The sequence below is a fragment of the Algoriphagus sp. 10J20-15 genome, assembly GCF_055809615.1.
The window spans coordinates 47,723-72,890 of sequence record NZ_JBVVUG010000031.1; the positions used below are offsets into that span (position 1 = coordinate 47,723).

Annotated in this window: 21 protein-coding genes, 1 tRNA gene and 3 pseudogenes; 6 read left to right on the plus strand and 19 right to left on the minus strand. The window is 38.5% G+C overall.

From position 1 onward, the window contains the following. Window positions 1-397: 397 nt before the first annotated feature. Window positions 398-1,804, plus strand: a complete 1,407-nt coding sequence (locus AC0L6R_RS11880) for a sigma-54-dependent transcriptional regulator (protein ID WP_473271426.1) — start codon at window positions 398-400, stop codon at window positions 1,802-1,804. On the opposite strand, the gene AC0L6R_RS11885 is transcribed toward AC0L6R_RS11880, so the two are convergent. The 7 genes from AC0L6R_RS11885 to lepA form a co-directional block, all read right to left on the minus strand. Further along, on the minus strand, window positions 1,801-4,329 hold the full coding sequence (locus AC0L6R_RS11885; RefSeq protein ID WP_473271427.1) for a hybrid sensor histidine kinase/response regulator: 2,529 nt from the start codon (window positions 4,327-4,329) through the stop codon (window positions 1,801-1,803). The genes AC0L6R_RS11880 and AC0L6R_RS11885 overlap by 4 nt on opposite strands. 45 nt (window positions 4,330-4,374) lie before the next feature. Beyond that, window positions 4,375-4,917: a DsrE family protein gene (locus tag AC0L6R_RS11890; RefSeq protein ID WP_473271428.1), complete on the minus strand. Its 543-nt coding sequence runs from the start codon at window positions 4,915-4,917 to the stop codon at window positions 4,375-4,377. 218 nt (window positions 4,918-5,135) lie between these two features. After that, window positions 5,136-5,846, minus strand: coding sequence for a hypothetical protein (locus AC0L6R_RS11895; RefSeq protein ID WP_473271429.1), 711 nt, complete (start codon window positions 5,844-5,846; stop codon window positions 5,136-5,138). Between the two features lie 224 nt (window positions 5,847-6,070). Beyond that, window positions 6,071-6,154, minus strand: a tRNA-Leu gene (locus AC0L6R_RS11900). 150 nt (window positions 6,155-6,304) lie between these two features. After that, window positions 6,305-7,186: a bifunctional 5,10-methylenetetrahydrofolate dehydrogenase/5,10-methenyltetrahydrofolate cyclohydrolase gene (locus AC0L6R_RS11905; protein ID WP_473271430.1), complete on the minus strand. Its 882-nt coding sequence runs from the start codon at window positions 7,184-7,186 to the stop codon at window positions 6,305-6,307. 91 nt (window positions 7,187-7,277) lie between these two features. Next, the gene (locus AC0L6R_RS11910) at window positions 7,278-7,631 is read right to left on the minus strand and encodes a four helix bundle protein (RefSeq protein ID WP_473271431.1); all 354 of its coding nucleotides are present in this window, start codon (window positions 7,629-7,631) and stop codon (window positions 7,278-7,280) included. 102 nt (window positions 7,632-7,733) lie between these two features. Beyond that, window positions 7,734-9,527, minus strand: coding sequence for a translation elongation factor 4 (gene lepA, locus AC0L6R_RS11915; RefSeq protein WP_473271466.1), 1,794 nt, complete (start codon window positions 9,525-9,527; stop codon window positions 7,734-7,736). A 174-nt stretch (window positions 9,528-9,701) separates the two neighbouring features. Between lepA and AC0L6R_RS11920 the strand changes: the two genes are divergently transcribed. Beyond that, on the plus strand, window positions 9,702-10,241 hold the full coding sequence (locus AC0L6R_RS11920; protein ID WP_473271432.1) for a DUF4924 family protein: 540 nt from the start codon (window positions 9,702-9,704) through the stop codon (window positions 10,239-10,241). Between the two features lie 29 nt (window positions 10,242-10,270). Here the strand turns inward: AC0L6R_RS11920 and AC0L6R_RS11925 are convergent, their stop codons facing one another. The 4 genes from AC0L6R_RS11925 to AC0L6R_RS11940 form a co-directional block, all read right to left on the minus strand. Beyond that, a complete protein-coding gene (locus AC0L6R_RS11925) occupies window positions 10,271-11,317 on the minus strand; it encodes a hypothetical protein (protein WP_473271433.1) in 1,047 nt (348 codons plus the stop codon). A gap of 19 nt (window positions 11,318-11,336) precedes the next feature. Next, complete coding sequence (locus AC0L6R_RS11930; protein WP_473271435.1) at window positions 11,337-12,494, minus strand: hypothetical protein; 1,158 nt, start codon at window positions 12,492-12,494, stop codon at window positions 11,337-11,339. 84 nt (window positions 12,495-12,578) lie between these two features. Then, window positions 12,579-12,776, minus strand: a complete 198-nt coding sequence (locus AC0L6R_RS11935) for a hypothetical protein (RefSeq protein ID WP_473271436.1) — start codon at window positions 12,774-12,776, stop codon at window positions 12,579-12,581. 141 nt (window positions 12,777-12,917) lie between these two features. Continuing rightward, window positions 12,918-14,849, minus strand: coding sequence for an AAA domain-containing protein (locus tag AC0L6R_RS11940; RefSeq protein ID WP_473271438.1), 1,932 nt, complete (start codon window positions 14,847-14,849; stop codon window positions 12,918-12,920). Between the two features lie 62 nt (window positions 14,850-14,911). Here AC0L6R_RS11940 and AC0L6R_RS11945 point away from each other — a divergent pair, with 62 nt between their 5' ends. From AC0L6R_RS11945 to AC0L6R_RS11955, 3 genes are read left to right on the plus strand one after another with little or no spacing between them, the layout of a single operon-like run. Further along, window positions 14,912-15,382, plus strand: a complete 471-nt coding sequence (locus AC0L6R_RS11945; RefSeq protein ID WP_473271439.1) for an acyl carrier protein phosphodiesterase — start codon at window positions 14,912-14,914, stop codon at window positions 15,380-15,382. Beyond that, window positions 15,288-15,548 carry an ACP phosphodiesterase gene (locus tag AC0L6R_RS11950; protein WP_473271440.1) on the plus strand — a complete coding sequence of 87 codons (261 nt, stop codon included), beginning with the start codon at window positions 15,288-15,290 and terminating at the stop codon, window positions 15,546-15,548. Before AC0L6R_RS11945 ends, AC0L6R_RS11950 begins: the two co-directional genes overlap by 95 nt. Continuing rightward, window positions 15,506-15,961 (plus strand): hypothetical protein, encoded by a 456-nt coding sequence (locus AC0L6R_RS11955; RefSeq protein WP_283414591.1) that lies wholly within the window; start codon window positions 15,506-15,508, stop codon window positions 15,959-15,961. Before AC0L6R_RS11950 ends, AC0L6R_RS11955 begins: the two co-directional genes overlap by 43 nt. A 126-nt stretch (window positions 15,962-16,087) precedes the next feature. Here AC0L6R_RS11955 and AC0L6R_RS11960 read toward each other — a convergent pair. From AC0L6R_RS11960 to AC0L6R_RS11985, 6 genes and pseudogenes are all read right to left on the minus strand, one after another. Continuing rightward, window positions 16,088-16,628: pseudogene (locus tag AC0L6R_RS11960) on the minus strand (inorganic diphosphatase). A 95-nt stretch (window positions 16,629-16,723) separates the two neighbouring features. After that, window positions 16,724-17,809, minus strand: a pseudogene (locus AC0L6R_RS11965) (hybrid sensor histidine kinase/response regulator). A 35-nt stretch (window positions 17,810-17,844) separates the two neighbouring features. Then, entirely contained in the window at window positions 17,845-19,899 is a 2,055-nt protein-coding gene (locus tag AC0L6R_RS11970; RefSeq protein WP_473271442.1) for a sensor histidine kinase, read from the minus strand. Further along, window positions 19,896-20,582: a hypothetical protein gene (locus AC0L6R_RS11975; protein ID WP_473271443.1), complete on the minus strand. Its 687-nt coding sequence runs from the start codon at window positions 20,580-20,582 to the stop codon at window positions 19,896-19,898. The genes AC0L6R_RS11970 and AC0L6R_RS11975 overlap by 4 nt, the downstream gene beginning before the upstream one ends. 2 nt (window positions 20,583-20,584) lie before the next feature. Continuing rightward, entirely contained in the window at window positions 20,585-21,937 is a 1,353-nt protein-coding gene (locus AC0L6R_RS11980; protein WP_473271445.1) for a nitroreductase family protein, read from the minus strand. Then, window positions 21,912-22,853 carry a ThiF family adenylyltransferase gene (locus AC0L6R_RS11985; protein ID WP_473271446.1) on the minus strand — a complete coding sequence of 314 codons (942 nt, stop codon included), beginning with the start codon at window positions 22,851-22,853 and terminating at the stop codon, window positions 21,912-21,914. Before AC0L6R_RS11985 ends, AC0L6R_RS11980 begins: the two co-directional genes overlap by 26 nt. Before the next feature lie 203 nt (window positions 22,854-23,056). On the opposite strand from AC0L6R_RS11985, the gene AC0L6R_RS11990 reads away from it, so the two are divergent. After that, entirely contained in the window at window positions 23,057-23,530 is a 474-nt protein-coding gene (locus AC0L6R_RS11990; protein WP_473271448.1) for a response regulator, read from the plus strand. A gap of 1 nt (window position 23,531) precedes the next feature. Here AC0L6R_RS11990 and AC0L6R_RS11995 read toward each other — a convergent pair. Next, window positions 23,532-24,744: pseudogene (locus AC0L6R_RS11995) on the minus strand (alanine dehydrogenase). Continuing rightward, on the minus strand, window positions 24,734-25,165 hold the full coding sequence (tsaE, locus tag AC0L6R_RS12000; RefSeq protein ID WP_339866261.1) for a tRNA (adenosine(37)-N6)-threonylcarbamoyltransferase complex ATPase subunit type 1 TsaE: 432 nt from the start codon (window positions 25,163-25,165) through the stop codon (window positions 24,734-24,736). Before tsaE ends, AC0L6R_RS11995 begins: the two are co-directional and overlap by 11 nt. Window positions 25,166-25,168: the final 3 nt, after the last annotated feature.

Here is a 25,168-nt window from a genome sequence, read left to right on the forward strand (position 1 = left end):
AATCAAAGTTACTAGTTTTTAAAAGAATTTTCCCTCAAAAAAGTTCGCTTCAAAGATTAAATATTCTGTCAAATCCTGCTATTCAGAATAACCTGCGAAATAGCTGAGATAGCCTATGTTTTATTGGGTGTTTTTAGATTTATAAAGAACAATCTGAGGCATTTTTATACAAATACATTTTGACTTATATCAACAAATAGCTCAAAAGCGCATTTTCACTAATAGGCATACCCTCTGCATCTCCTATTTCCCTGGTGTATTTGGCAATACTTAAAAGAAAAGCTGACGAAAAAAGGAAACAAAATAAAAGACTAGTTGCTTAATCTCTCAAGTAAAAAAGCATCGGGCACTTGTCTGGTGCTTTTTTTGTTAACTAGCTCTACAAAGAAAGATATTCATGAAGCGCATATTATTAGTAGAAGATGATCTGACTTATTCCAGAATAGTCAAGACCTTTTTAGAGAAAAATGGATTCCTAATTCAGACTGCTATCAAAGTCAAGGAAGCACAGCAATTGTTTAGCAATTCTAAGTTCGATTTGATCATTGCCGATTTCAGGCTACCGGATGGCACTGGCATGGAGTTGCTCCAATGGTCTAAAAGCAATTATCCTCATACCCAAGTGATTCTAATCACTCACTACTCCGATATACGAATTGCAATTAAGGCAATGAAACTAGGAGCTTTCGAATACATCACCAAGCCGATCAACCCGGATGAGCTGTTGGCAACTGTAAAAGAATCTCTTTCAGCCAAAATCCAAGAGCCTGATTCTACGGAGAACACTGCAGCTCCAACAAGTTTTTCACCAAAAAACAAGGTAAAAAGTAGCTATGTAATAGGGACTTCTTCTGAGGCCGAAAAACTTGAAAAGCATATACAACTCGTAGCACCGACTGATTTAAGCGTATTGGTTCTAGGAGAAACCGGTACAGGCAAGGAATTTATTTCAAGAAGAATTCATGATTTATCCACCAGAAAAGATGGAGCTTTTATTGCAATTGACTGTGGAGCTTTGCCCAAAGAACTAGCTGGCAGTGAACTTTTTGGACATGTAAAGGGTGCCTTTACGGGAGCTTTAGAGAACAAAACAGGACATTTTGAGATGGCGAATGGTGGCACCATCTTCTTGGATGAAATTGGAAATCTGAGCTATGATGTGCAAATACAACTACTGCGAGCGATTCAGGAGAGAACCATCCGAAAAATCGGAGGTAATAAGGAAATTCAAATCGATGTACGGATTATTGCTGCCACAAATGATAATCTGATTTTGCAGGCTGGGGATGGGCATTTCCGTGAGGATCTATATCATAGATTGAATGAATTTACCCTAAGCGCTATCCCACTAAGAAGCAAGAAAGAAGATTTGCAAGATTTCGCAGATCAATTCTTGGAAGAGAGTAATGCCCGTCTTGGCAAAAATGTCAAAGGGTTTTCTCCTGAAGTTTGGGAGATTTTCCTTGCCTATGACTGGCCAGGCAATTTGCGGGAGTTAAGAAATATCATCAAACGCGCGGTTCTTTTGACGTCAGGATCATATGTAGAGAAAGACTCTTTGCCTGCAGACATTTATGAGCCTTCTGTGAGTCTAGTTGGGTCAAACGGAAGCTACCCCTCCAACTCAAGCAAGACTGATAAGCTTTCTCCGAAGGATTATAAATCCCAGTGGATAGAGCAGGAAAAAGAATTGATTCAAAAAGTACTGATGGACACCAAATTTAATAAGTCCAAAACTGCCCGAATTCTAAATATGGATCGTAAAACCCTTTATAGTAAAATGGAAAAATACGGTTTGGATTAACTTTGTAAATCCGCAGTTTTTTCAATGGTCTCGGAAAGCGCTGACAGCAAGATGTTAATTTCTTCATCCAGCTGATTTAACGTTTCACCGAGGCCATTTTTATTCCCTATTTTCAAACTGTTCTCTACCTTCCTAGCCGTCTGACCTGCAGTACTTTTGATTTGACCTAAGCGACTTCCTAATTGATGACAAATCTCGAGAATCTGCTCATAATCATCCTCTAACCTCGCTTTTTTCAATTTACCGAGATCCTTCCTAGTCTCCGCTATCAGCTCACGTACAATATCTTGCAGAAGAAGTTCGTCGCCCATACAAAATCTCGCCAGATCTTTCAACTGAAACAACGTATTTTCCGATTCACTGATTTTAGGGCTCAAAGGAGAGTTTTTAACCACATTATTTGGGAAAAATTTACCTAAGCATTCGACCAATACCCGCTCTTGGAAAGGCTTGAAAATTATCTCCGTAAAACCACTTTCCATCATTTTTTCCCGCTCTTCCACAAACACATTCGCTGTCATAGCCAGGATCGGAATCTCTTTATACTTATCAATAGATCGTAAGTTAGCCACCACATCAAATCCTGAGAACTCAGGCATTTGTATATCCAAAATCGCCAAGTCAAAATCAACCTCAACAAACTCATCCCGGAAATTAGTACCCCCAGGATAGGCGATAATAGACCCCCCAAAGTAACTTAAAATAGTCTCCAAATACCTGATACCCACCTTGTCGTCATCGACCAAAAGTATCTTCAGCCCCGTAAGATCAATGGTTGCTATTTCATCGGGGTTAAACTCAACGCGCTGGGACTCTGTAGCTACCATAGGCAAAGTCACCAACATGCAGGTTCCTTCATGCTCTACACTTTTTGCGCTAATCTCTCCTCCCATCAAGTAAACCAAGCGCTGAACTATGGCCAAACCTAGACCTGTTCCTCCATATTTTCTAGAGATCGAGGTGTCGGCCTGATCAAATTCCATAAAGACCTTTTCGAGCACTGCTGGAGACATCCCAATACCTGTGTCCTTTATTTCCACAGTCAGTTCATTTTTCACCCACCCCACATTTACACAAATCGAGCCTTCTGAAGTAAATTTAAATGCATTACTAAGCAGATTATTTAGGATTTGTTTCAAACGAAGCTGATCACCGATCAACCATTTGTCTTTTGGGAGATCCAAAGCCCATTCAAAATCGACTTTCTTTTCTCCAGCCTGCAATTCAAAAAAGCTTTGCAAGGAGAAAAAGAGAGCCTCCGGGTCGAAAGGCCTTGCCTCTAACTTCAACTTACCGGCTTCCAGTTTCGAAAAGTCAAGCACCTCATCGACGATTTCCATTAAAGTATCTGATGCAAACCCTATCATTCTTAAATGGGATTGCTGACTGGAGTCTAATTCTGATTTTTCTAAAACTGATCTATAGCCTTGAATTACGTGAAGAGGGTTTCGAATCTCATGACTCATGTTGGCTAAAAATTCCTGCTTAGACCTAGCTAACTGCTCCGACTTCTGTCTCGAGATTTCGAGATTTTCCTGATATTTCTTTGTAACCTGGATCTCCTTCAAAATCGAATAAACCATTACCGCAGCACCTATAACTGCTAATACCACGATCATGATCAAGAAATAAGTCATGTCATAAGTAAGCTGATAGGCGGAGTCATTTTGGCGATCCGATTTCTCAATCGCACGCTGCTGAAGGGTGCTTACGAGACTTTGGATAGTGTTGATAATTTTGCTTTGGCTGATGGAAATATCGGCTTCCATCTTGGCAAGTTTCTGCCGCTGTATAGACTCCTCCCGATTGACTCTGTTGATTACACCTTTGATGTTATATAGAACACTATCTAGAGTCTGCCCTTCTGGCAAATTGGAGTCTTTGAAATTTTGCTTTTGTAAATCACGAAGGAAGGCAATTGACTTGTCATCTTCATTAGTAATAATGGTCTTTTGCTGAACTTTACCTGTCTTTGCCTCTTGGCGAGAAGTCATTTCTTCCTCCAGCTCATTGAACAAGGAAGCTTTTGGATTGATCTTCTCTATGGGTTTTTGCTCCAGACTCGCTGCACGCCTTCTAATTCCCAATTCCACCTTGTTCAACGCTTCTTGGGTGAAATTCCGATTAGCCAAACTAGATTTAACCTCATACAAGTTGATATAACCCAAGATGAGGGTATCGAGATTGGTTCTTATACTCTGGATATAGCTGTTTTCTAAGGAGTCTTCAGCCAATAATGCTAATTCCTGAAGCTTAAGTTTAAGCGAAATCACACTTGAATCCTGAACTCTAAAGTCCTGATCAACAGTAGAGTGATCCATCTGGGTGATTTGAATAATCTCAGATTGAAGATTATTGAGCAGGTTTTGTTTCTGATTTGGCTCCGCAAGTTCCTTCATGGTTTCAAGGAGCCTATTCTGAGTGTAATAAGTCAACCCTGCCATTCCAATCAGGAAAATGGCGGCTATGAAAAAGCCGGTAACGACTTTCCCAGCAGTACTGGAACTAGGGGATTTCTTATTCATTAAAAACACATTACCCCAGGAACCAATAATTATTCCAATTGGGGATTAAAATTTTAAGATCGTGTAGCCTTTTGGAGCATAGGTAGTCACTGTGGTCATAGCTGACAAAGCTACTTCCACGCCCTCATAAAGATCTGATTTTTCTAGATTTCTAGCTCGAAGTGACTGCCCACACACCAACACTTCTACTCCTGCTTCTTCCAATGCCTTGAAAACAGGAATATTCGGGTTATCAGAATTATATCGCTTTTGATATACTTCATTGTTCATAACGGTAGCAATCGCTCCACCATGTACTACCACTTTTACATGCATGCGATCCTTAGAAACACCCGCAAGGCCGTGAAGATTCATCATTCTGGCAATATTATCCACCCAGCGACTGATCTTAGCATTATCTTCAGCTGCTGAGGTCATGTCTACTAGGATGTAATAATCCAAACTCCCATCTGGCCTTTCAGAGGCCTCAGGAACTTCATAAATCCCCCCAAAATCTTTTACGAGAGGGAATTGAGCTTCTTGAGCAAAGGTAAACTGAGAAGCAAAAAAAACAAGGCAAAAGAAAGCCGAAGGAAATAATCGATTCATGGGTGTTTATTTAGGCTGAAAATGTAAGGAAAATATATGGGAGGAAGGATGCCGATGGTGGAAAAAGGAGGTTAAAAGTTAGATCGCGGCTGCTTATAGCAAACATTCAAGTCTTCACTAATTTACTCTGATTTTTATTTTTTGGACTATACGGTCTCCCTAAAAAAACCAAATTCAAATCATAAAACTTGCAGATCGTCTAAAAAAAATAAAGCGTCCTAGCTCCTCTTTGTTGGTTTGGATATATCAATCACCAAAGACATTAGTTTTTTTAATATTGAAAATATTGATTCTCGATTGTTACTCTCGAATAAATCTCGCACCTCTCTTGATGCATTATGTTGAAAAGAGCGCTGATCATTAAATTGATCTTCAGTTCCGCCTTCAAATGACATAATTGGTGTTGTAGGACTATCTAATTTATAATGACCCTCGCTTTTATAAACTTTTCCCCAATGACTGATTTCATTCTTCAAAAGGCTAAGCTGTTGACCTATTTCTGGATATGAAACAAACAGCACATTAAATTCTATTTCCCTTTCAAGGTTTTTTATATCCTGATAAACGCTCTTATATCTATTTTTAATTATAGGCACCAATTGGTAATTCGGAAGAGGTAAAATGGCTGAAAAATGATATTCAGGAATTCTCATTTGTTCAGGGGTTGGATTAATAAGCTCATCATATTCAAAACCACCAAAGTAGAAAATATTGAATTTTTCCTCCATTGATTTGAGATCTTGATATAATTTTCTCCTTACTGATATCAGCTCTTCAAGATTTTTCAATTCTTTTTGCTGATCCTTATACTGTTTAGCTAATAAATAACCTTTATATACTAAAAACAGACTGAAACCTGAAAATAAAGCAGTTAATAAAGAAAGGACGGTTTCCAATAGTTGATAAATTTCATTCCAACGTTCATGCATTTTTCAAGATAATACTTTCTTGAAATCCATTCTTAAGTTGACTCTTTATAAAGTAATTTGGTAAGGCGTTTCTATTTCGGTTTGTGGAGACACAAACCGAGGCACGAGCAATCATTCAAACTATACCTTTGTGCCTTTGCGGTTTAATAAACAACAAGACCTTCGAGGTTTCGAAAACCTCAAAGGTCACAAAAAAAGCCCTGAATTGCTTCAGAGCTTCATTGTGCGCACGAGAGGATTCGAACCTCCACACTACTTAAAGCACCAGCCCCTCAAGCTGGCGTGTCTACCAGTTTCACCACGTGCGCGGTTAACAGACTGCAAAAGTATCAGACTTGCCTATTCTAAGCAAACCCGATGCTAACCTTTTGCATTTATTTTCTTAGGAATTACTTTAACGCCTCTGTTCGGGCCTGTCTTGCCGCTAGAAAGATTCCACTAACAGAAACGCATCATCATCACCCGTAAACCTTCTTCTCAGCTGACAAGAGTGTATTATAAAGCAACGATGCAATCGTCATAGGTCCTACTCCACCTGGTACTGGTGTGATCGCAGAAGCGATTTCAGAAACTTCCTCAAATTTCACATCTCCAACCAATCTGAAACCTGATTTCTTGCTTGCATCTTCAATCCTGTGAATCCCCACATCGATTACCACAGCGCCTGGCTTCACCATATCAGCAGTTACGAAATGAGGCTTTCCTAAAGCTACGATCAGAATATCAGCAGTTTTAGCGATCTCTGGAAGATTGGCAGTCCGGCTATGAGTCAACGTCACCGTAGCATTTCCCGGATAGCCATTTCTGGCCATCAGGATACTCATCGGACTTCCTACGATATGGGATCTACCGATCACCACGCAATGCTTGCCTGAAGTCTCGATATTGTATCTCTTCAGCAATTCTACGATGCCGTAAGGAGTCGCCGCAACGTAAGCAGGCCAGTTCAAAGCCATACGTCCAACGTTTGCTGGAGTAAATCCATCTACATCTTTCTCAGGCTTGATTTTATTGGTCACTTTCTCAACAGAGATATGCTTAGGCAGCGGAAGCTGTACGATCAATCCATCGATATCAGCATTCTCATTAATATCCTCCACCACTTTCAACAATTCCTCTTCGGAGACATTATCCTCCAGTCTTACCAAAGTTGATTCAAAACCACATTCTCCACAGGCCTTCACTTTTGCATTTACATAGGTTTGGCTCGCTCCATCACTTCCCACAAGAATAGCTGCTAGGTGAGGTGTTTTGCCTCCTTCAGCTTTTATTTCTGCCACTCGGGCAGCGATTTCGGATTTGATGTCTTGTGAGGTTTTTTTACCGTCAATTAAGATCATTTGATTTACGAATTACGATTTTGGATTTACGAGTTCCTCAGGAACTCCAACCCTTAAATTATATAATGATCCTGAAAATCTACTTTTAGAATTAAGAGGATCTTGCTGTTTTTATGCTAGCTACTATGATCGCTACTAGTTCATCAGCTTCTTTAATTAGTCGCTTGATCTCAGAAATCAGGTCATGATTATCATTGATCTCATCTATTACTTCAAGAAAGAATTGACTTTCATCGGTTTCTTCCTCCACAATTTTCAATTTATTAATAAAATCAGCTTTTGACTTTGCTCTTGTAACTGCTCTATAATTTGCGGCAACTGAACTAGAACTTCTAATTAACTGATTCACATAACCGTTATACTCTCTGGAATGCGGCAACCTAGAACACAATCTCCAAACATCAATTGCAAATTGCTTTGTCCTTCTAATCATTTCATGTTTCATACAGCATTCATTTAGAATTAAATCTAAAAAGTTACCTATGAAAATAGAAGATAGAGGTACAATTAAATCTCGTAAATCGCGCTTCGTAAATCGTACCTCCGACTAGTCCAGCTTCAGCACCGCCATAAATGCTTCCTGAGGCACCTCGACGTTTCCGACTTGTCTCATTCGCTTCTTACCTTTTTTCTGCTTTTCAAGCAATTTACGCTTACGGGAAATATCACCTCCATAACACTTTGCCAACACATTTTTACGCATTGCCTTTACTGTTTCTCTAGCAATAATTTTCTGCCCGATGGCCGCTTGGATAGCGATTTCAAACATTTGACGTGGAACCAGCTCCTTCAGTTTCTCACAAAGTCTTCTGCCCCAATCGTACGCTTTATCTCTGTGAACTACCGCTGACAAGGCATCAACTGGCTCGCCATTTAGCATCACATCTAATCTCACCATGTGCGAGATCTCGTATCCTTTCAACTCGTAATCCAAGGAAGCATAGCCTCTGGATATGGTTTTCAATTTATCAAAGAAGTCAAAAACAATCTCCGCTAATGGCATATCGAAAGTCAATTCCACACGCTCAGCAGTAAGGTAAACCTGGTTTTTGATCTGACCACGCTTGTCCATACAAAGCGTAATTACTGCGCCAACATATTCTGCGGCAGTGATGATGGAAGCTTTCACATAAGGCTCTTCAATATGCTTCATCCGAGTTGGATCAGGCATATCGGAAGGTGCATTGATAATCTGGTAGGTATCATTTGTCATGAGTGCTTTGAACTGTACCGAAGGCACTGTCGTGATCACAGTCATGTCAAATTCCCGCTCCAAACGCTCCTGGATAATCTCCATGTGGAGCATTCCCAGGAATCCACAACGGAATCCAAAGCCCAAAGCCATGGATGTTTCAGGTTCCCAAACTAGCGAAGCATCGTTCAGTTGAAGCTTCTCCATGGAATAGCGTAGCTCTTCGTAGTCCGTAGTCTCCACAGGATAAATACCTGCGAAAACCATAGGTTTTACGTTTTCAAAACCCTGAATAGCTTTATCACAAGGTCTTTTGATGTGCGTGATTGTATCACCCACTTTGATTTCTTTGGCAACTTTCACCCCAGAGATCAGGTAACCTACGTTACCGGCGCTCATGGTTTGTTGTGGAATTTGGTTTAAGCCCAAAATCCCGATTTCATCCGCCTCGTATTCCTTTCCAGTGTTGACAAATTTGATCTTGTCTCCTTTGCTGAACGTACCGTTGAAAATTCTGAAGATTACCTCCACGCCTCGGAATGGATTGTAAACCGAGTCAAAAATCATCGCTTGAAGAGGTGCATCTGGATCTCCTTTAGGAGCGGGGATTCTAGTTACCACTGCTTTCAGGATATCGTCAATACCAATACCCGTTTTGCCGGAGGCCAAAATAATATCTTCTCTATCGCAACCGATCAAATCAATCACCTCATCGGCAACGGATTCTGGATCAGCTTCAGGAAGGTCAATTTTATTTAGTACAGGGATGATTTCCAGATCATGACCCAATGCCAAGTATAAGTTGGAAATCGTCTGAGCTTCAATTCCTTGAGAAGCATCCACGATTAGCAAAGCACCTTCACAGGCAGCGATAGATCGGGAAACCTCGTATGAAAAATCCACGTGACCGGGGGTATCAATTAGGTTCAGCGTATAAACCTCACCTTCATGTGTATATTTCATTTGAATCGCATGAGACTTGATCGTGATGCCACGCTCCCGCTCTAGATCCATATTATCCAACAACTGATTTTGCATATCGCGATCTGCGACTGTATCAGTTTGCTGTAATAGTCTATCCGCCAAAGTACTCTTCCCATGATCAATATGGGCTATAATACAGAAATTCCTTATTTTTTGCATATCCATTCTGCCCGCAAAAGTAGTAAATAAGTAGGAGATAAGAGAATTTTCAAACTCAATGATCAAGTTTCAAATTCAATATTCAAGTTTAGCCTCCACTTCTTATGCTATTTGAAAATTGATCATTGTTAATTGTTAATTGAAAATTTCCCCAACTTTGTCTTTTCAAAAACCAGTCTCATGCAGTCAGTAGCCGAAAACAAAAAGTCAAACAACATCGCCGAATACATCATCTACATGTACCAAATGGAGGATCTTATCAGATCTTACCAAGGAAATCCTGATGAAATCAAAACCTTCGTAGTAGAGAAATATCCAGTTTCTGAGGATGAGAAAAAGCAAATAGCTGATTGGTATTTAGGTATACTTAATAAAATGAAAGCTCAGGATATTTTGGAAAAAGGGCATTTGGAAGAAGTGAATAATCTTGTTTCTGAGCTGGCTCAAATCCACTGGAACCTACTAAAAACTGATCCTACATACTTTGAAGCCTATAAAAAAGCCAAACCATTTATTATAGAAGCTGTAATGCAGGCCGAAGGTCAGGATCTGGGAAATGAAATACAGATCTGCCTAAATGGCGTTTACGGTCTTTTGCTTTGTCGCCTTCTAGGCAAAAAAGTATCCGATGAGCAATTGAAATCAGCTGATGCTTTTGGGGATATCTTAAGTACGTTGAGTTATCATTATAAGGTAAAGAACACGATTTCGAAAAACTAAATTAGAAAATTGTAAGATTTGACACCACCCTATTTCAGTTTGGGATATAGGTTTACCAAATAATGATCAAAGTAGAATCCTGATTTCTTCTCTTTCATCATCAATTCATACAAATACACCCTACCATTTGCGACCCCCAAAGGCTGGGATTCCGAAGTTGCCAATTTGTAGTAGCTCTTCATATCCTCATCCATCGAATAGATGTTGTAATTTTTACCTTCGTCGAAAACTGTATAAAATCTATCCAACCTCCAGTCATAGAACGCATACCAAGCTTGACTTTTCTTACCCAAATCAGGGAAAGTATATCCTTGCATCTTTGAAGTTTCTATATTGTATATTACAAAACGATTTTTCAGTGGTAGATTAAAAAGCAAACCATTTCTTGTTTTTGAGATGTAATAAACAAAATGAGAATAAGTGCTTATAGTCAGTTCTGGATTATTCTTACGATCCCAATATCTGTTCTTCGAAACCTCCTCAAATTTAGAGTCTTGATAAGTTGCATAAATTCCTTTCTCCCAATCATAAACCCAATAATCAGGCGATGTAATAAACTTGTTAGGATCAACCTTATACCCAATTGTCAAACGACCCAAATGCACAGTCTCATGGTTTTTCAATAAAGAATCTGGTAAATCAGGATTTCTAGTATTAATCTTCTTTTCTTTAACCACAAATTTACCATTGACTGTTTCTACCAAAGTACTACCTGAATTATGAATAAGTATAAAGCTATTCGAACTTTCCTGAATAAAAGCATTTATAGAAATGAATTTTTCTGAGCCATAAGTGTAATTATCAAGGTACATCTCGTTAATACTCAAGCTGTCAACAAATAGATTTCCTTCACCCATCAAAACAATATCCTTTGGACGGTTTTTCAGATATCTCAGCGCAATAGTTTCCTCATCATTAAGCAAAAACAACTTAGCCAAAACCTCATTTTCGTTACCATAAAACAAGCTTTCTAAAGATGGCTCAATATTTTGCACCTTGCTCGAAGCAAGATCTTGTCCATAAAGAAAATAATCAGTAGAACATAAAAACGTAAATATTAATAAATACTTATACATATAATAAATTATAATTGTATTAACTACCTATTGAATAATAGGAATTGATAGAAAAGAGATCATCACTTTCTAGATGTCCAAGTTTTGAGATAAAACCATCCTTAAATGCCACTTGATACGTAAAAGAATCACCTTCATACTCTTCCTCCAAAGTTTTAATCTCTAATAAATTAAGATCTTTATCAAAAATTAAGGCATGAACTTTTTTACTTGAACACTGTCCCTGGGCATTTTTAATACACTCAAAAAATATCCTAACAAAACGATTTTGCTGCTTTACAAAAAAGAAATTCCCAAAATATGAATTTGATTTATTATAATTTCTCAAACCTTGCTCATCAAAATCTTCCATATTGTATTCTAAAGGCTCTCCAAGTTCAAATCCGGGAATTGTCGCAACTTGAGTTTGTATTAGATCGCCTTTAAAATCATATTTATAAATATAAGGATCTACAGCAAAGCTTAAATAAATATATTCATCTACCATTTCTACATTAGGATGACTTAGATAAAAAGGAAGCAGGGTGTTTTTATCTGATGCGTATACTCCTTTATACTTTCCAAACAAGTTGACAAATTCTTTTTTATCAACATCATACTCTCCAATGGCGGGAAAACTTTTCTTCTCATTAACAAAGTACCATTGATCCATTTGCCTTAATGGGATTATAAAGCTTCTTTTTTCTGGTAAAAATCTAAAAGTATCGCCAAAACCAAAATACAAACCGAAATTGGGAAATCCCTCTGCAGGCATCTCCCACAAATTCTCACGGAAAAGATTATACGAATCCTTAATTTCACCCTGACTATTAATCAGGTGAATTATTGGAAAATGCATATCACTTACAAAAATACTATCCTTAGAAATCACTTGGACACCTGATGGAGAAGTAATAAAATTAGGATCTAATAGAATCTCATCAATAAAGGTTTTACTCTTCAAATCAACAATAAAAATAATATCCAATGGTTTTGTAGGAATAACGTAGGCAAGTGTATCTTTAAATATAAATATGTTTCTGACCCCGCCTCCAAAGTGATCAGGTGCTACAATCCCTAAATCCTCAGAAACCTTTAAACCTGAAAGCTCAAACTTAGCGCCTTTAAACTCTTTCTTTTCTGGAGAACATGAAAATATCACAATAAAAATCACACTAAATAACCAAAAATTATTCATACTTAAAAGAATTAATAATACATAAACAAAACAGCTAGTTTACATTTAAATTTGAAAACTAGCTGTTAAACAAATAAGAATTACTTAAGGTCTTGTATCGCCTACTTTACAATTATTTGACCACCAATGCGTCATACATTCTTCACCTCCACCCCCAAGTTCAACCCAATGCCCTTGTCCTAAAAAAGGCCCAGGCATATCAGCTTTAGATTCTTGGGATGTACCCAAGTTTAACGCAATAGCAAAAGCGAATACTCCTGCTACAAAAACTAGTTTTTTCATAAAAGTTAAATGTTTAAAGTGAACTGATTAACTATTACGATTTCAAACTAGTCAAATAAGTAAAAAAAAAGAATAACTTAAATTTTCTTTAACACACACACCCATAAATAGTTGATATTCAGAATTAAAAATTTAATTCTGTCAATCAGTCAAAAACTCCCACACACTTCTATACCCCTCATTTTTCTCAAAATACTGAAGTAATTGGTCAAAGAATGGGTTTTGGGCTAATGTGCTACTATCGCCAATCAGTACCAGTTTTCTCTTTGCCCGGGTCAAAGCAACATTCATCCTGCGAGTATCTGCAAGAAAACCAATCTCCCCTTTTTCATTGGATCGAGTAAGGGAAATCATCATCAGATCACGCTCCTGACCCTGGAAACCATCCACCGTATCGATCGTAATCACATCCGAAAAAGCTCTCAGGTTTGGATATTCAAACCCTTCGAAAATCAAAGATCGAAGCAAGCGGACCTGTGCTCCATAGGGAGCAATCAGACCAATAGTCCAGCCTTCTTGCTTAAAATCCGAAACCCCAATTCGTTTAACAATCTCATTCAAATAGCGGCAGGCAAATGCAGCTTCTTCAGGATTGCATGTACTCAAGCTGTCTTGTTCCTTTTGATCAGTAAATCCTGCACCGGCCGTATCAATCCATTCCAAAGTATTGCTCTCTCCAGGAAAAGTATGGGATTTTGTATTCTCGGCAGCTTGAAGTTCTCCTTTATAAAACTGTTCGTTGGAGAATCCCATAATTGCTTCAGGCATTCGGTATTGCACTTGTAGCATTTGTGAGGCATAAGGCTTCCGGTCGATCACTTTCTCAAATAAGGTTTCAGCCAACCCTTCCTGAGCCGCCTGAAAAGATTTGATTGTAGGCGGAAGCTGGCAGTGATCGCCTGCAAACACAACTTTCTTTGACTTCAAAATGGGAATCCAAGTTGCCGCCTCCAGTCCCTGAGCTGCTTCATCGATAAAGACCACATCAAACTCCATCCCCTTCAAATTGTAAGATGATGCACCTACAAGTGTGCTAGCAAAAACCTTTGTTCGCTGAAAAATATCGTATTGAATGTATTCTTCCAGCGATTTGGATGCATCCCTTAGTCGGGAAACTTCCGCATACATCAGCTTTCTTTGCGCACGTTCTTCAGGACCAAAATTACGCTTGTATTGCTTGGCCAATTTCAGGTATTGGTCAGTTTCTTTTCTAAGCTTTTTTAGATCTCGGTAACTCGGATGGTAAGCTGTTTTGGCATCCAAAGTTTGATTCAGAATCTTCTCCTCCACTCTAGCCGGATGGCCAAGACGCAAGGTTTCAATCCCTCGATCGATCAGCTTTTCTACCAAAAGATCCACCGCGGCATTACTTGGTGCACAGACTAAAATCGACTCTCCGGCAATCACCGAATCTTGTATCGCTTCGATCAATGTTGTCGTCTTTCCAGTTCCCGGAGGTCCGTGAACCACCGCCACATCTTTGGCATTTGCTATCAGTTCACAGGCTTTGTTTTGGGAAAAATTGAGATTGGGTTTTGCATGAATCTGCTTTTCAGAAAACTGAGGCACTTTATCCCCCAGCAGGATTTCCTTTAACTCATCTACCCGCCTGTTTTCAGAAGAAATCACCTTCTTCAGCGCAAACTCCATTTCCCGATAGCTTGCTTCATCAAAAAGAAGGTCCACCCCAAGCTTACCTCCATCCATCCATTCTGGCAATTCATCTGCCTGCAACGTGACGGTCATGGTATTTTGTCTGACAAAATTTATGACACCGTTTACCCTATTCTCAGTAGCATTATAGTATTCATGAGTACTGAAAAAGGATACTGATTTGCCCGAATTAAATGAAGAGGCATAACTAGCGTCCGAGCGCTCCACCTCCACGATAAGGCGTTCACCCATTCCGATTTTACTCTTTTTCAGTTGAATCGGGTGCCAAGTAATTCCTGCTTTTTTCTTCTCAGCAAGCGAAGTATTCAGGAATTTCTGTTTGTATTGGGCGAGATCTTCCTGCCATTCTAGTTTTAAAAGTTTCAGTCCTTTCTTTAATTCCTCAGTGACTTTGTCCATCAATCCGTATTTTAGACGAAACTAATCAAAACCGCTCGAGTTTTCCCAACTCAATATTGCCTATGAACTACCTCGCGCATGCTTATCTTTCTTTTGGTCAGGATGAAGTGCTTGTAGGGAATTTTATTGGTGATTTTGTGAAGGGAAAAATGATGAGCAGCTTCCCTCAAGGAGTACAAAATGGAATTAAACTACATCGTGAAATTGATTTATTCACAGATACTCATCCATTAGTGCGAGCTGGCCAGAGTTATTTGAGGCCAACATTCAGACATTACTCCACCGTGATTACGGACATTTATTTTGATTATTTTTTGGCAAAAAACTGGGCAAAATACAGCAGCATCCCTCTGGAAGATTTTATCCAAAACACATTTGCCACACTGAGACACCATCGGCAGCTTTTCCCGGATCGCTTTCGCAAACATGTTTCAATGGATGGAAAAAGACAATTGGTTGTTGAAATACCGAGAAATAGAAGGGATCAAGCAAACACTTACCGGAATGTCCCGAAGAACTCGCTTCGATTCTAAAATGGATGTAGCCCATCTGGCTCTAATAGAGAAAGAAGCAGAATTTGAGGTGATTTTCTTCGCTTTCTTCAAGGATTTGGAGACTTTTGCACGAGAAGAAATTAATAGAAATTCAAGATTCCAATGCTGGTCATTAAACCAAAAGTATCCACCTACATTTCATTAAGCCTGGTCTTACTCATACTTATCTCTGGCTTAGTATTCATCCTGAGAGACTTTGCCTACAAAGGAAGTTTTGGAATATGGTTTTATTTGATTGCCTGCTCGCTGATTACGTTGGTGATTTTGATGTTGCTGGTAAAAATGCTGGCTGGATACCGATTCATCACAGCAGGAAGAGATCAGATCATTGTCAAATTGCCTTTGAGAGGATACACCAAAACCTATCCAGTCAGTCAAATTTTAGCTTGGGAAGAGGAAGTAGTTATGGCTAATAAAAAAGAGTTTCGTCAAGTAACCATCGCATTTTCAGATAAACAATCCATTTCGGTATCTAATCACGAACATGAAGCTTATAAAGATCTAGTGGCTTATTTGGCTAAAAAGGCGGGGAAGCAGAAGGTTAAAAATAAGAAGTAGGAATTCAGAAATCTGAAGTGAAAAATCTTATCACTAGACAAAGCATATAATCTCAATCTCACATAAACCTTTGTGACCACAGCGGTGAAAAACGAAAAAAGCCTGAGATGATCTCAGGCTTTCAGTTTATTTTCTAGTTCGGAAGTTTTGATCATATAAATCGACACTTTCCTGAATAATTCTCATGGCGTCTTCTTTACCAAGGAAGTCTTCAACTTTCACTTCTTTGTTTTCGAGTTTTTTGTAATCCTCAAAGAATCGGTGAACCTCCTTCATCAAGTGTGGAGGAAGATCGTCAATATCATTGATGTAATTCACTGACTGATCACCAGCAGCTACCGCTATAATCTTATCATCAGCTTCACCACCATCGACCATTCTCATCACACCAATCACTTTGGCCTCCACTAGACACATTGATGGAATGTCAATTTGAGAAATAATCAAAATATCCAAAGGATCATGATCTTCACAGAAAGTTTGTGGAATAAATCCAATAGTTCGCTGGGTAATGCACGGCCAGAAGAGTACGCGTATCGAGCATCAACATTCCAGTCTTCTTGTCTAGTTGATACTTACCTTTGCTACCTTTTGGTATTTCAATTACACCTGTTACAAATTCAGGGGCATTTTTCCCGATGTTGACGTCATGCCAGGGATTAATCATAATATCTTGAATTAGTTAATAAAAAGTGAAGCTTTCACAAAGCCCATGCAAAGATACAGTTTAGGACGAAAATGCACAGAAACCGCTGATCTATCTCAGATTTGGCAGAGCTGACCTTGTAATGTTGCCCCTTCACCAAATACCGAAGTTAGAACTACCTTTCCTCCCATTTTGCTCTACTGCTTCCTTCACCATGTAGAGACCTAGTCCAGTTCCTACATTTTTTTGAGTCGCACGGGTAAGTAAATTAAAAACATCTGAGCGATGCTTTTCCTCTATGCCGATACCATTATCTGAAAGCGTGATGGTAGCGAGATTTTCTTCCACTTCAATACTCAAACTTATCTTGTTATCAATTTGATCTCCTTTCTGGAAGTTGAACCGGAATTGCTAAATAAGTTATTGAGGATAACCCGGATTTTCGCATCATCTGAATAAAAAGAACTAGATTGATTAATTTGGACATCAAGCTGGATATGGTCAATAGGAAACTTTGCCTTGTAAGCAACAAGCTGTTGCTCAACAACTTGCCCAAAATTAATCTCAGAGATTTTATTATCAATCTTCGTTGACCTATAGAAATCAAGCATTTTATAGATATAATCGTCCAACTTGCCAGTTGCACTATCTATCATATCAAAATACTCGGCCGCAGCAGGATCTTTAAGCTCCATTTTTGCCAACTTAGAGACACCAGAAATACTCATCAGCGGACCTCTTAATTCGTGTGACAAGCTGTAAACAAATTGATTCATCTCTGAATGAAGCTTTTTTAGCTTTATGTTCTTTTCTTTAAGCTCACGCCTCATAAAATAAATATCGGCAGCATTCTTTATCGAATTTTTAATCTGCTCAATATTCCAAGGTTTATCAATAAAACGATAAACTTCACCCTTGTTGATTGCATCGATAACAGAAGCTATATCGGAATAGCCGGTCAGCAAAATTCGGATTGGATCAGGATTGAACTTTACCAACTCTTCAAAAAATTCTGTCCCAGTCATCCCGGGCATTCTTTGATCAGCAATAACCACATGGATTTCTTCCTCTCTGGCGATTTTCAACCCTTCATCAGCATCAATAGCTGTAAAAATTTTAAAGTCCTTTCTTAAAGTAGCTCTGAAAGACTTTAAATTATTGTCTTCATCATCTATATAAAGGACATGGATTTTATCATTCATAGCGTTGAGAGCTTTGGTAAATAGGAAGTGTTATTTTAAATGTAGTCCCTGCCCTCTTCCGTAATTACTTCCAGCGTTCCTTTGTGATTTTCAATAATAGAGTAAACAATTGAAAGCCCCAAACCTGTACCTTTACCGACTGCCTTTGTGGTAAAGAAAGGTTCAAATATTCGTTGTTTTACATTATCAGGCATACCTGGCCCATTATCTATAATTTCTATAGTTATAAAATCCTCCAATGACCTCGTTCTAAGTTCAATCTTAGGGTCAACAATTGTATCAATATGATCGGCTAGGGCATGAACAGCATTGTTGATAATATTCATGAAACCCTGGTTGATTTTACCTGCCAAGCATTCTACCAATGGAAGCTCACCGAAGTCACGAACAATTCGGATTTTCGTGGGCATAGTACTATTTAATAGGATAATTGTACTGTTGATCCCATCATGTACGTCTACTTTTTTCATATCCTGCTCATCCACCCGTGAGAACAGCCGGAGACCTTTCACAATTTCCACTGTCCTTTTTGCCCCATCATCCATACCTTTCAGCAATTGGTCAACTTCATCGAGCACGTATTCCAACTCAAGATCTTCTTCAAGCTGCTTTGCTTCTTGCTGCGATTCTGGAGTAAACTCCCTAGCACCGGTAGTTCTATAGAACTCAATCACTTCCATAATATCCTTAATATCCCGCTTGAGAGGCATGATATTAGAACTCACAAAGTTGATCGGGTTATTGATTTCATGAGCAATACCAGCTGTCAGCTGACCTAAAGAAGCCATTTTTTCTTGATTTACCAGCTGGCTTTGCGTATTCTGAAGATTTCGAAGTGCCTGTTCTAATTCATCAGTTCTGATTTTGACCTTGTCTTCCAGCATGACGTTTTGCTCACGAACTAACTGTTCATTTTTGGCCAAAGCCTTCAACCGCTCAGCCTGTTCTTTTTCTTTTTCCTTTTTTAGAATATTGATCTTGTCTGCCAAAGCGAATGACAATAGAATTGCCTCAAAAGCAAAACCTATTGTAAACACATAATTGGTAAAGAAATTATGCGGCAGTACATCCCCATAAGTAAGGAGAAAAATTATCATACTTATGATAAGCAATGACCATGAAATCAAGAAGAATTTGGCTGGCCGGTATCCTCTTTTGAGGCTATAAATTGAAATGGAAAGCAAGTAAATAGAAACTAAGCCCAAAAGGACTTGCATGATTTTAATATTCAGCTGATCAATCCGAAATCCAAAAATGAAAGATAGAAAGATCAGAAAATACACAAATAGAATACCTAGCCCTACACTATGCAATTTTCTATTTAACTTCTTAATGTTCAGAAATTTTAGCGAGTAAAAAATTCCAATACTAGATACTAACACGGTACTTAGATAGAAGGAATTCTCTTTCATAAACACACTGTTGGGCCAAACATAAGCGTCAACATACCCCCCTAAAATTCCTTGGGTAATTCCTTCAAGAAATATGTATAATATGTAAATCCCATATAGATAATCTCGTGTGGATGACCATAAAAACATATTGTAAAAAAACATGGCCATGACTATTCCAAAATAAATACCGAATAAGACATTTTTCTCATCCAATTTAAAACCAGGGTCTCTACCATTTTCTATTTCTATAGGAACTATGATATTCCCTAAACTTTTCACCCTTACATAGTAGGTTAAACTGGTGTTTACAGGTATCGTTGCCTTGTTATAAAGCGAATTAAAATCATTGGTGGTATAATTAACTCTTCCTAATTTCGAAATTAATTTACCGCTATTGTCATACACATCCACTTCGTTGAGCATGGGATTATTGAAAGAAATCTGAAATTCTTCCTTCTCAGAAAATTTAGAGTGTAAAACCAATTTAATCCAAAAAACTGAGTCACTATAGCCAAGCAATAAATTAGGCTTTTCAACCTCCTTGAAAACCATTTTCTGACTTTCACCAATTGGATTTACTCCATTTCCAGCATCCACAGAACTCGTGTAGCCAATATATTGAAAGTCACCACTATTTTGATTAGTGCAGGAGAATAATGTAAAAGCTAATAGTATTATAAAAATTAATTTACTCATTCTAAAAAGGAAGTATATTGAAGTGTAACATGTCTTTTCCTGTAAACCTCTTCTATTATAAGAGACTTATTATTTCTGATTTGAAAAATTGGTTCTCGATGTTCTTCTGCAGTTAGAGGTAAACCTATTACATCATGAAGCTTCATAGCCGTAGCTATAAGATCGAGTTTAGGATAGTAAAAAGTACCATTATTCCCTACTTCGGTTAACACCTCATAACCTATTTCTAAACCAAGTTTTACTGTAGTAGGAGCAAAAAGAGCATATAGAGATGTCAACCCAAGTTTAGGAGCTAGTGCCAAACATGCTTTGACCATGAAGATAGCCCCAATCCCTAAACCTGTTATCACTCTTGAATTCCATAACCCGCATACCTCACCCGTACCAGAATCAAGGTCTTGCTCAATTACATTTTTGATAGAGCTATCTAAATCCTGAATCGCTTCCACCATAGGCAGTGGAGATTCAGAATTCGCTTTATGTATCCTAGCTCCACCATAAATCAATCCATCTTCGCTCGACTCCACAATCACCACAATAACATCGGGGTTTTGAGCCCAAGAGTCATTTGCAGACGTGACTTTCTTCACGCCAATACTTTCTAGTACCTGCCTGTGTCCTTCGATAAACATTTTACATCTATCGGGATAATCTACAGCTTTAAACGCAATTAATTTGTACATAATTAATAGACTATAAGGCTATCCCAAATATCACGTCTATACGATCTCATACTTGGTTCATCTACAACATTAAGCCTAATCATAAATATCTCTTCACGCTTTTTATCCCTATTGAATAGTATATTCAGATCCCTTTTCAACTCCATCATCGCAGCAGTCTCATCTTCTGTAAAACCTGTAGCTTTCTCTCTTCCTATCCTATGGAAAATAAATAAAGATGCTGCTATGGGTTGGACGCTTATCCCATCTAAATTTGCTCTTAACCAGATTCTTTGGAGCGCAACACCTGCATTCAAAATTGCAACCGGATTATAGCCATCTGTTTCCAGCATGAGAACTGCAGAAGATGAAAGCACTGTTTCATCAGAAATATTAGACAAGCCATGACCTAGATCATACTTCCTAAAGAATTTCACTGTTTCTGAATCTCTCACTAAACCCATAGCGGCTCTAGCAGACTTATCCAGCTCCAATGTAGCGATATCTATTCCATCCCCTGTCTCTTTCGCCTCTTCATTTGACCAACGTATTTCATTCATAAAATCAGTATAGCCTTGCTCGTGAAGTAACCTGTACCGGTCCATTTCACCAACCACTTTTGCTAATTTAACTAAATCTTCTTGCTGTTTGATTTCTTCCACAAAAACATCACTTTCTAATCCAATACTCTTTAGAACATTGAGTTTTTCTTCTGATAATTCTTGCTTTGGTCCATTCTTTCTATTTGTACAGCGGAGCGGAATCCCCTTAGAGAGCTCAGCGAAAGGAACAATAATCTTTTCTTCAGATTTGGAAATAAAGCGCACCTGAGCAATATAATTTTCATTAAATTGTTTGATGGCATAGGTGATTTCCACCCCAATCCCCATCTCGGCGCTAGCCAAGCGGATATTTTCCAATGCTGCACCAAATGCCAATAGTGACCCTGTGCTTTTATAATCTAGTAGGGAATGACTTAAGATTTTATTTTCGAAAAGATGTAAAACACCTTTTTTATCGAAAACCCATATCCAAGGCTGACTATTCCCTCCCGATGGCGCCAGATTAGCAGAATTAATTATTTTCTCTAGCTCAACTCTTAACAAAAGGTAAGATGAGGCTTGGACATTTTCCGGAACTTTTAGGTCAGGCAGATTATAACTCGGGTGTGTAAAAACCTGCTCTTTGTGTATATCAACAAGTTTTGTTGGAATAATTTCGTCAAGATCTACATAATATCGCCCAGACTTCACATCTTCTCCTAAGAGAAATCTACGTGCGACATGCCCTACTGAAGCTCCTCCCAAAAATACTGCAGAAGCAAGCTGCGGCCAAGAAGTCAAAGACTGGTTAATCTCCAAAAGAGATATTTTCATACGTGTAGACAGCGTATCTACTCCGGTTATTTTCAGCACCATCGGTACTTTCTGCTCTATCGGTAAGATCACGTAAAGATGCATAATCTATATCCCCTACAAAGCCGTGAAATATTGGCCTTTCATGCTCTATATCAAATCGCTCAATATCAAGCATACCTCGATCTGACGTTTCCATCATTACCGGAATCTGAAATCCTTTGGCTCTTTCTCTTATCAATATTTTGATATCCAAGCTATCACACTCATCAACTACCAAATCCAATTTCCCTTCTTTAGTCAAAAAATCATCGATATTATTCTCATCAACACCCTTACGGTAAATCGTCAACTTAATGTAGGGGTCTAGTTCTGCTATTTCTCTTGCAGCAATGATCGTTTTTTCAACTCCTAAATCTGGAAGCCCAGCCCTAATCCTATTAAGATTACTAAGCTCAAGCGTATCAAAATCAGCTAGTCTTATTTCACCACAGCTTCTCTCCATCGCTATAGCCAACGCCACACTCTGACCTACCGAAAGTCCTACTATCCCAACCTTTTTGGTCCTAAGCTCTTCCTGTTCTTCTTTAGTGATTTTATAATTATTTCTAGAAGTTCTTACTTCTATAAACTCTTCTTCTGGAAGTATATGAACTAGAACATTACTCCATGGATAGAACACCCAGTTCCCATAGGCTTCTTTAGGGTTTGCTTTATAAAACTCCGCAAGTAACTTTATTATTTCCTGCTCTGAAAGCTGCTTCCCTGCATACTGTGACTTAATCAAATCAATCACCTGTGTATCCAAATAGTCAACTACACGAACATTTCCGCTATTAATGAGATCTCGTACTTTCGCTGGATGTATTGGAACTTTTAGATCATAGATTATTGGAAATATTTGATTTTCAAGGTCAAATTCACTTGTACCGAACATTTTATTAGTGGGGGTGATAATTAAATGCTAAAGATAATTTTAAATGCGAATTGAACGTTTTAATTCACAAATAATTTGCTAATCCGTAAGTGTTTTCTATAACTATTCCGTTAACAGGAAACTCAGAATATAATTTTCAGCTTTATTAAGAAAAAAAATGTTTTTAACTTACATAATCTCCCCTTTTTCTAGACTTTTGCAAAATGGAAAATAAATCCGAGGAAAAAATCAAAATTCTCTACGTAGATGACGAAGAAAACAATCTTCAAGCATTCAAAGCCACGTTTAGAAGAGATTATAAGATTTATATCGCTATATCCGCTAAAGAGGGTCGCGAGATCCTCAAACAAGAAGAAATAGATGTCATAGTCACTGATCAACGAATGCCCGAGGAGACTGGCGTGGAATTCTTAGAATCTATAATTCCAGAGTATCCAGATCCAATCCGAATTTTACTTACTGGCTATACTGACATCCAAGCCGTAATTGATGCTATTAACAAGGGACAGGTTTATCATTATCTGACAAAACCTTGGGAGGAAGATTACCTCAGGACAGTAATTAAAAACGCATTTGAGATATATCAGCTTCGCAGGGAAAACGAAAAATTAACTAAAGCATTGATTAAGGCAAATGATCAATTAGAATTTATTTTAAGACAGAACCTACTGTCTTGAGTTAATACCTTGCAGCTAGTAACAATTGTAGCTCTTTGTGGCTCATTCCAAATTTCCTTCCCAGGTAGGCATTTGTAAGACTTCCTCTGTAGGTATACACCCCTCTCAAGAACCATTTATAATTGAATATCATTTCTTCAGCCCCACCTAGATCAGCCATCTGAAGTATAAGTGGAGTGAAGATGTTACTCAAGGAATAGGACGCAGTTCTTGCTACTCTAGAAGCAATATTCGGAACACAATAATGAATAATATCATGAGCCTCGTAAACAGGTTCGTCATGTGAAGTCATTCTGCCCGTTTCGATACAACCTCCTTGATCTATGGCTACATCTATAATAATACTACCATGCATCATGTTGGCAACCATTTCTTCGGAGACCACGATTTTATTTCGACCTTTTTCAGCACGTAATGCACCGATTACCACATCTGCCTCCGAAAGCGCTTGATTTAAGCTAAAATTATCAATGGTAGAAGTGTAAATCTGCTGACCGAGCAATTGCTTAAGTCTTCTTAATTTATAGATATGGTTGTCGAAAACTTTGATATTAGCTCCTAATCCCAAGGCTGTTCTAGCGGCATATTCAGCCACTGTGCCCGCGCCTATGATTACTACTTGAGTTGGTGGCACTCCAGTGACGCCCCCCATAATTAATCCTTTGCCGCTATTTTCGCTAGAAAGATACTCTGCAGCTATTAGCATCACCGTACTTCCGGCGATCTCCGACATAGCACGCACTACTGGCATTCCTCCTACTTTATCCTCTAAGTATTCGAATGCTACTGCTGTTATTTTCTTTTCGTTCAGCTTCTGAATAAATTCTCGGACTTTGTCTTTCCAGCTGTAGAGCTGATATAAGGCAGCTACCAGTAGTCATGTAGCTCAACTCTTCTTCTGTTGGCGGATCTATCTTTAAAACCACCTGTGATTCGAAAACCTCTTTTTTTGAACTGGTAACTTTCGCTCCGGCATCAGAAAAATCCTGGTCGGAAAACTTTGATTGTAAGCCAGCGCCTGCCTCCACTACAACGCTAATCCCATTATTAGTAAGTAAGCCTACAGATTCTGGGGTTATGACTACGCGCTTTTCCTGTGTAGAAACTTCTCTTGGCAAACCTATAACCAAGGAGTAGTCTCTTTTTTTCACCTTGGCAGGCGATTCCTTCGGTATCAGCCCTACAGCAGTAAGTTGATCGATTTCAGCTGGCATCTTGAATATGTTGAAAGTTCAGGGTTCGTTTTGTGTCGGATTCATTGATGATCCGAATGAGGAAAAATTTCTCAGGCAAAAATGCAGCAACTTTCTCTGCCCATTCTAACCAGCAATAATTTCCACTATAAAAATACTCTTCTATTCCGATATCCAAGGCTTCTGTAGCATCATCCATTCTATAAAAATCAAAGTGGTAAAATATTTCACCAGCTTGATTTTCATAGTGATTTACTATTCCAAAAGTAGGACTACTGACTTGATCTAGGATGGAATATGATTTGGACAGCGCTTTGATAAGAGTGGTTTTACCCGCTCCCATATCACCCTGAAACACCCACACTTTTTCATCAGAAGCGGCTTCAATAACAGCTGAAGCTGCTTTTCCTATCTCATCTAGCTCGTATGTAAACTGGGTCAAATG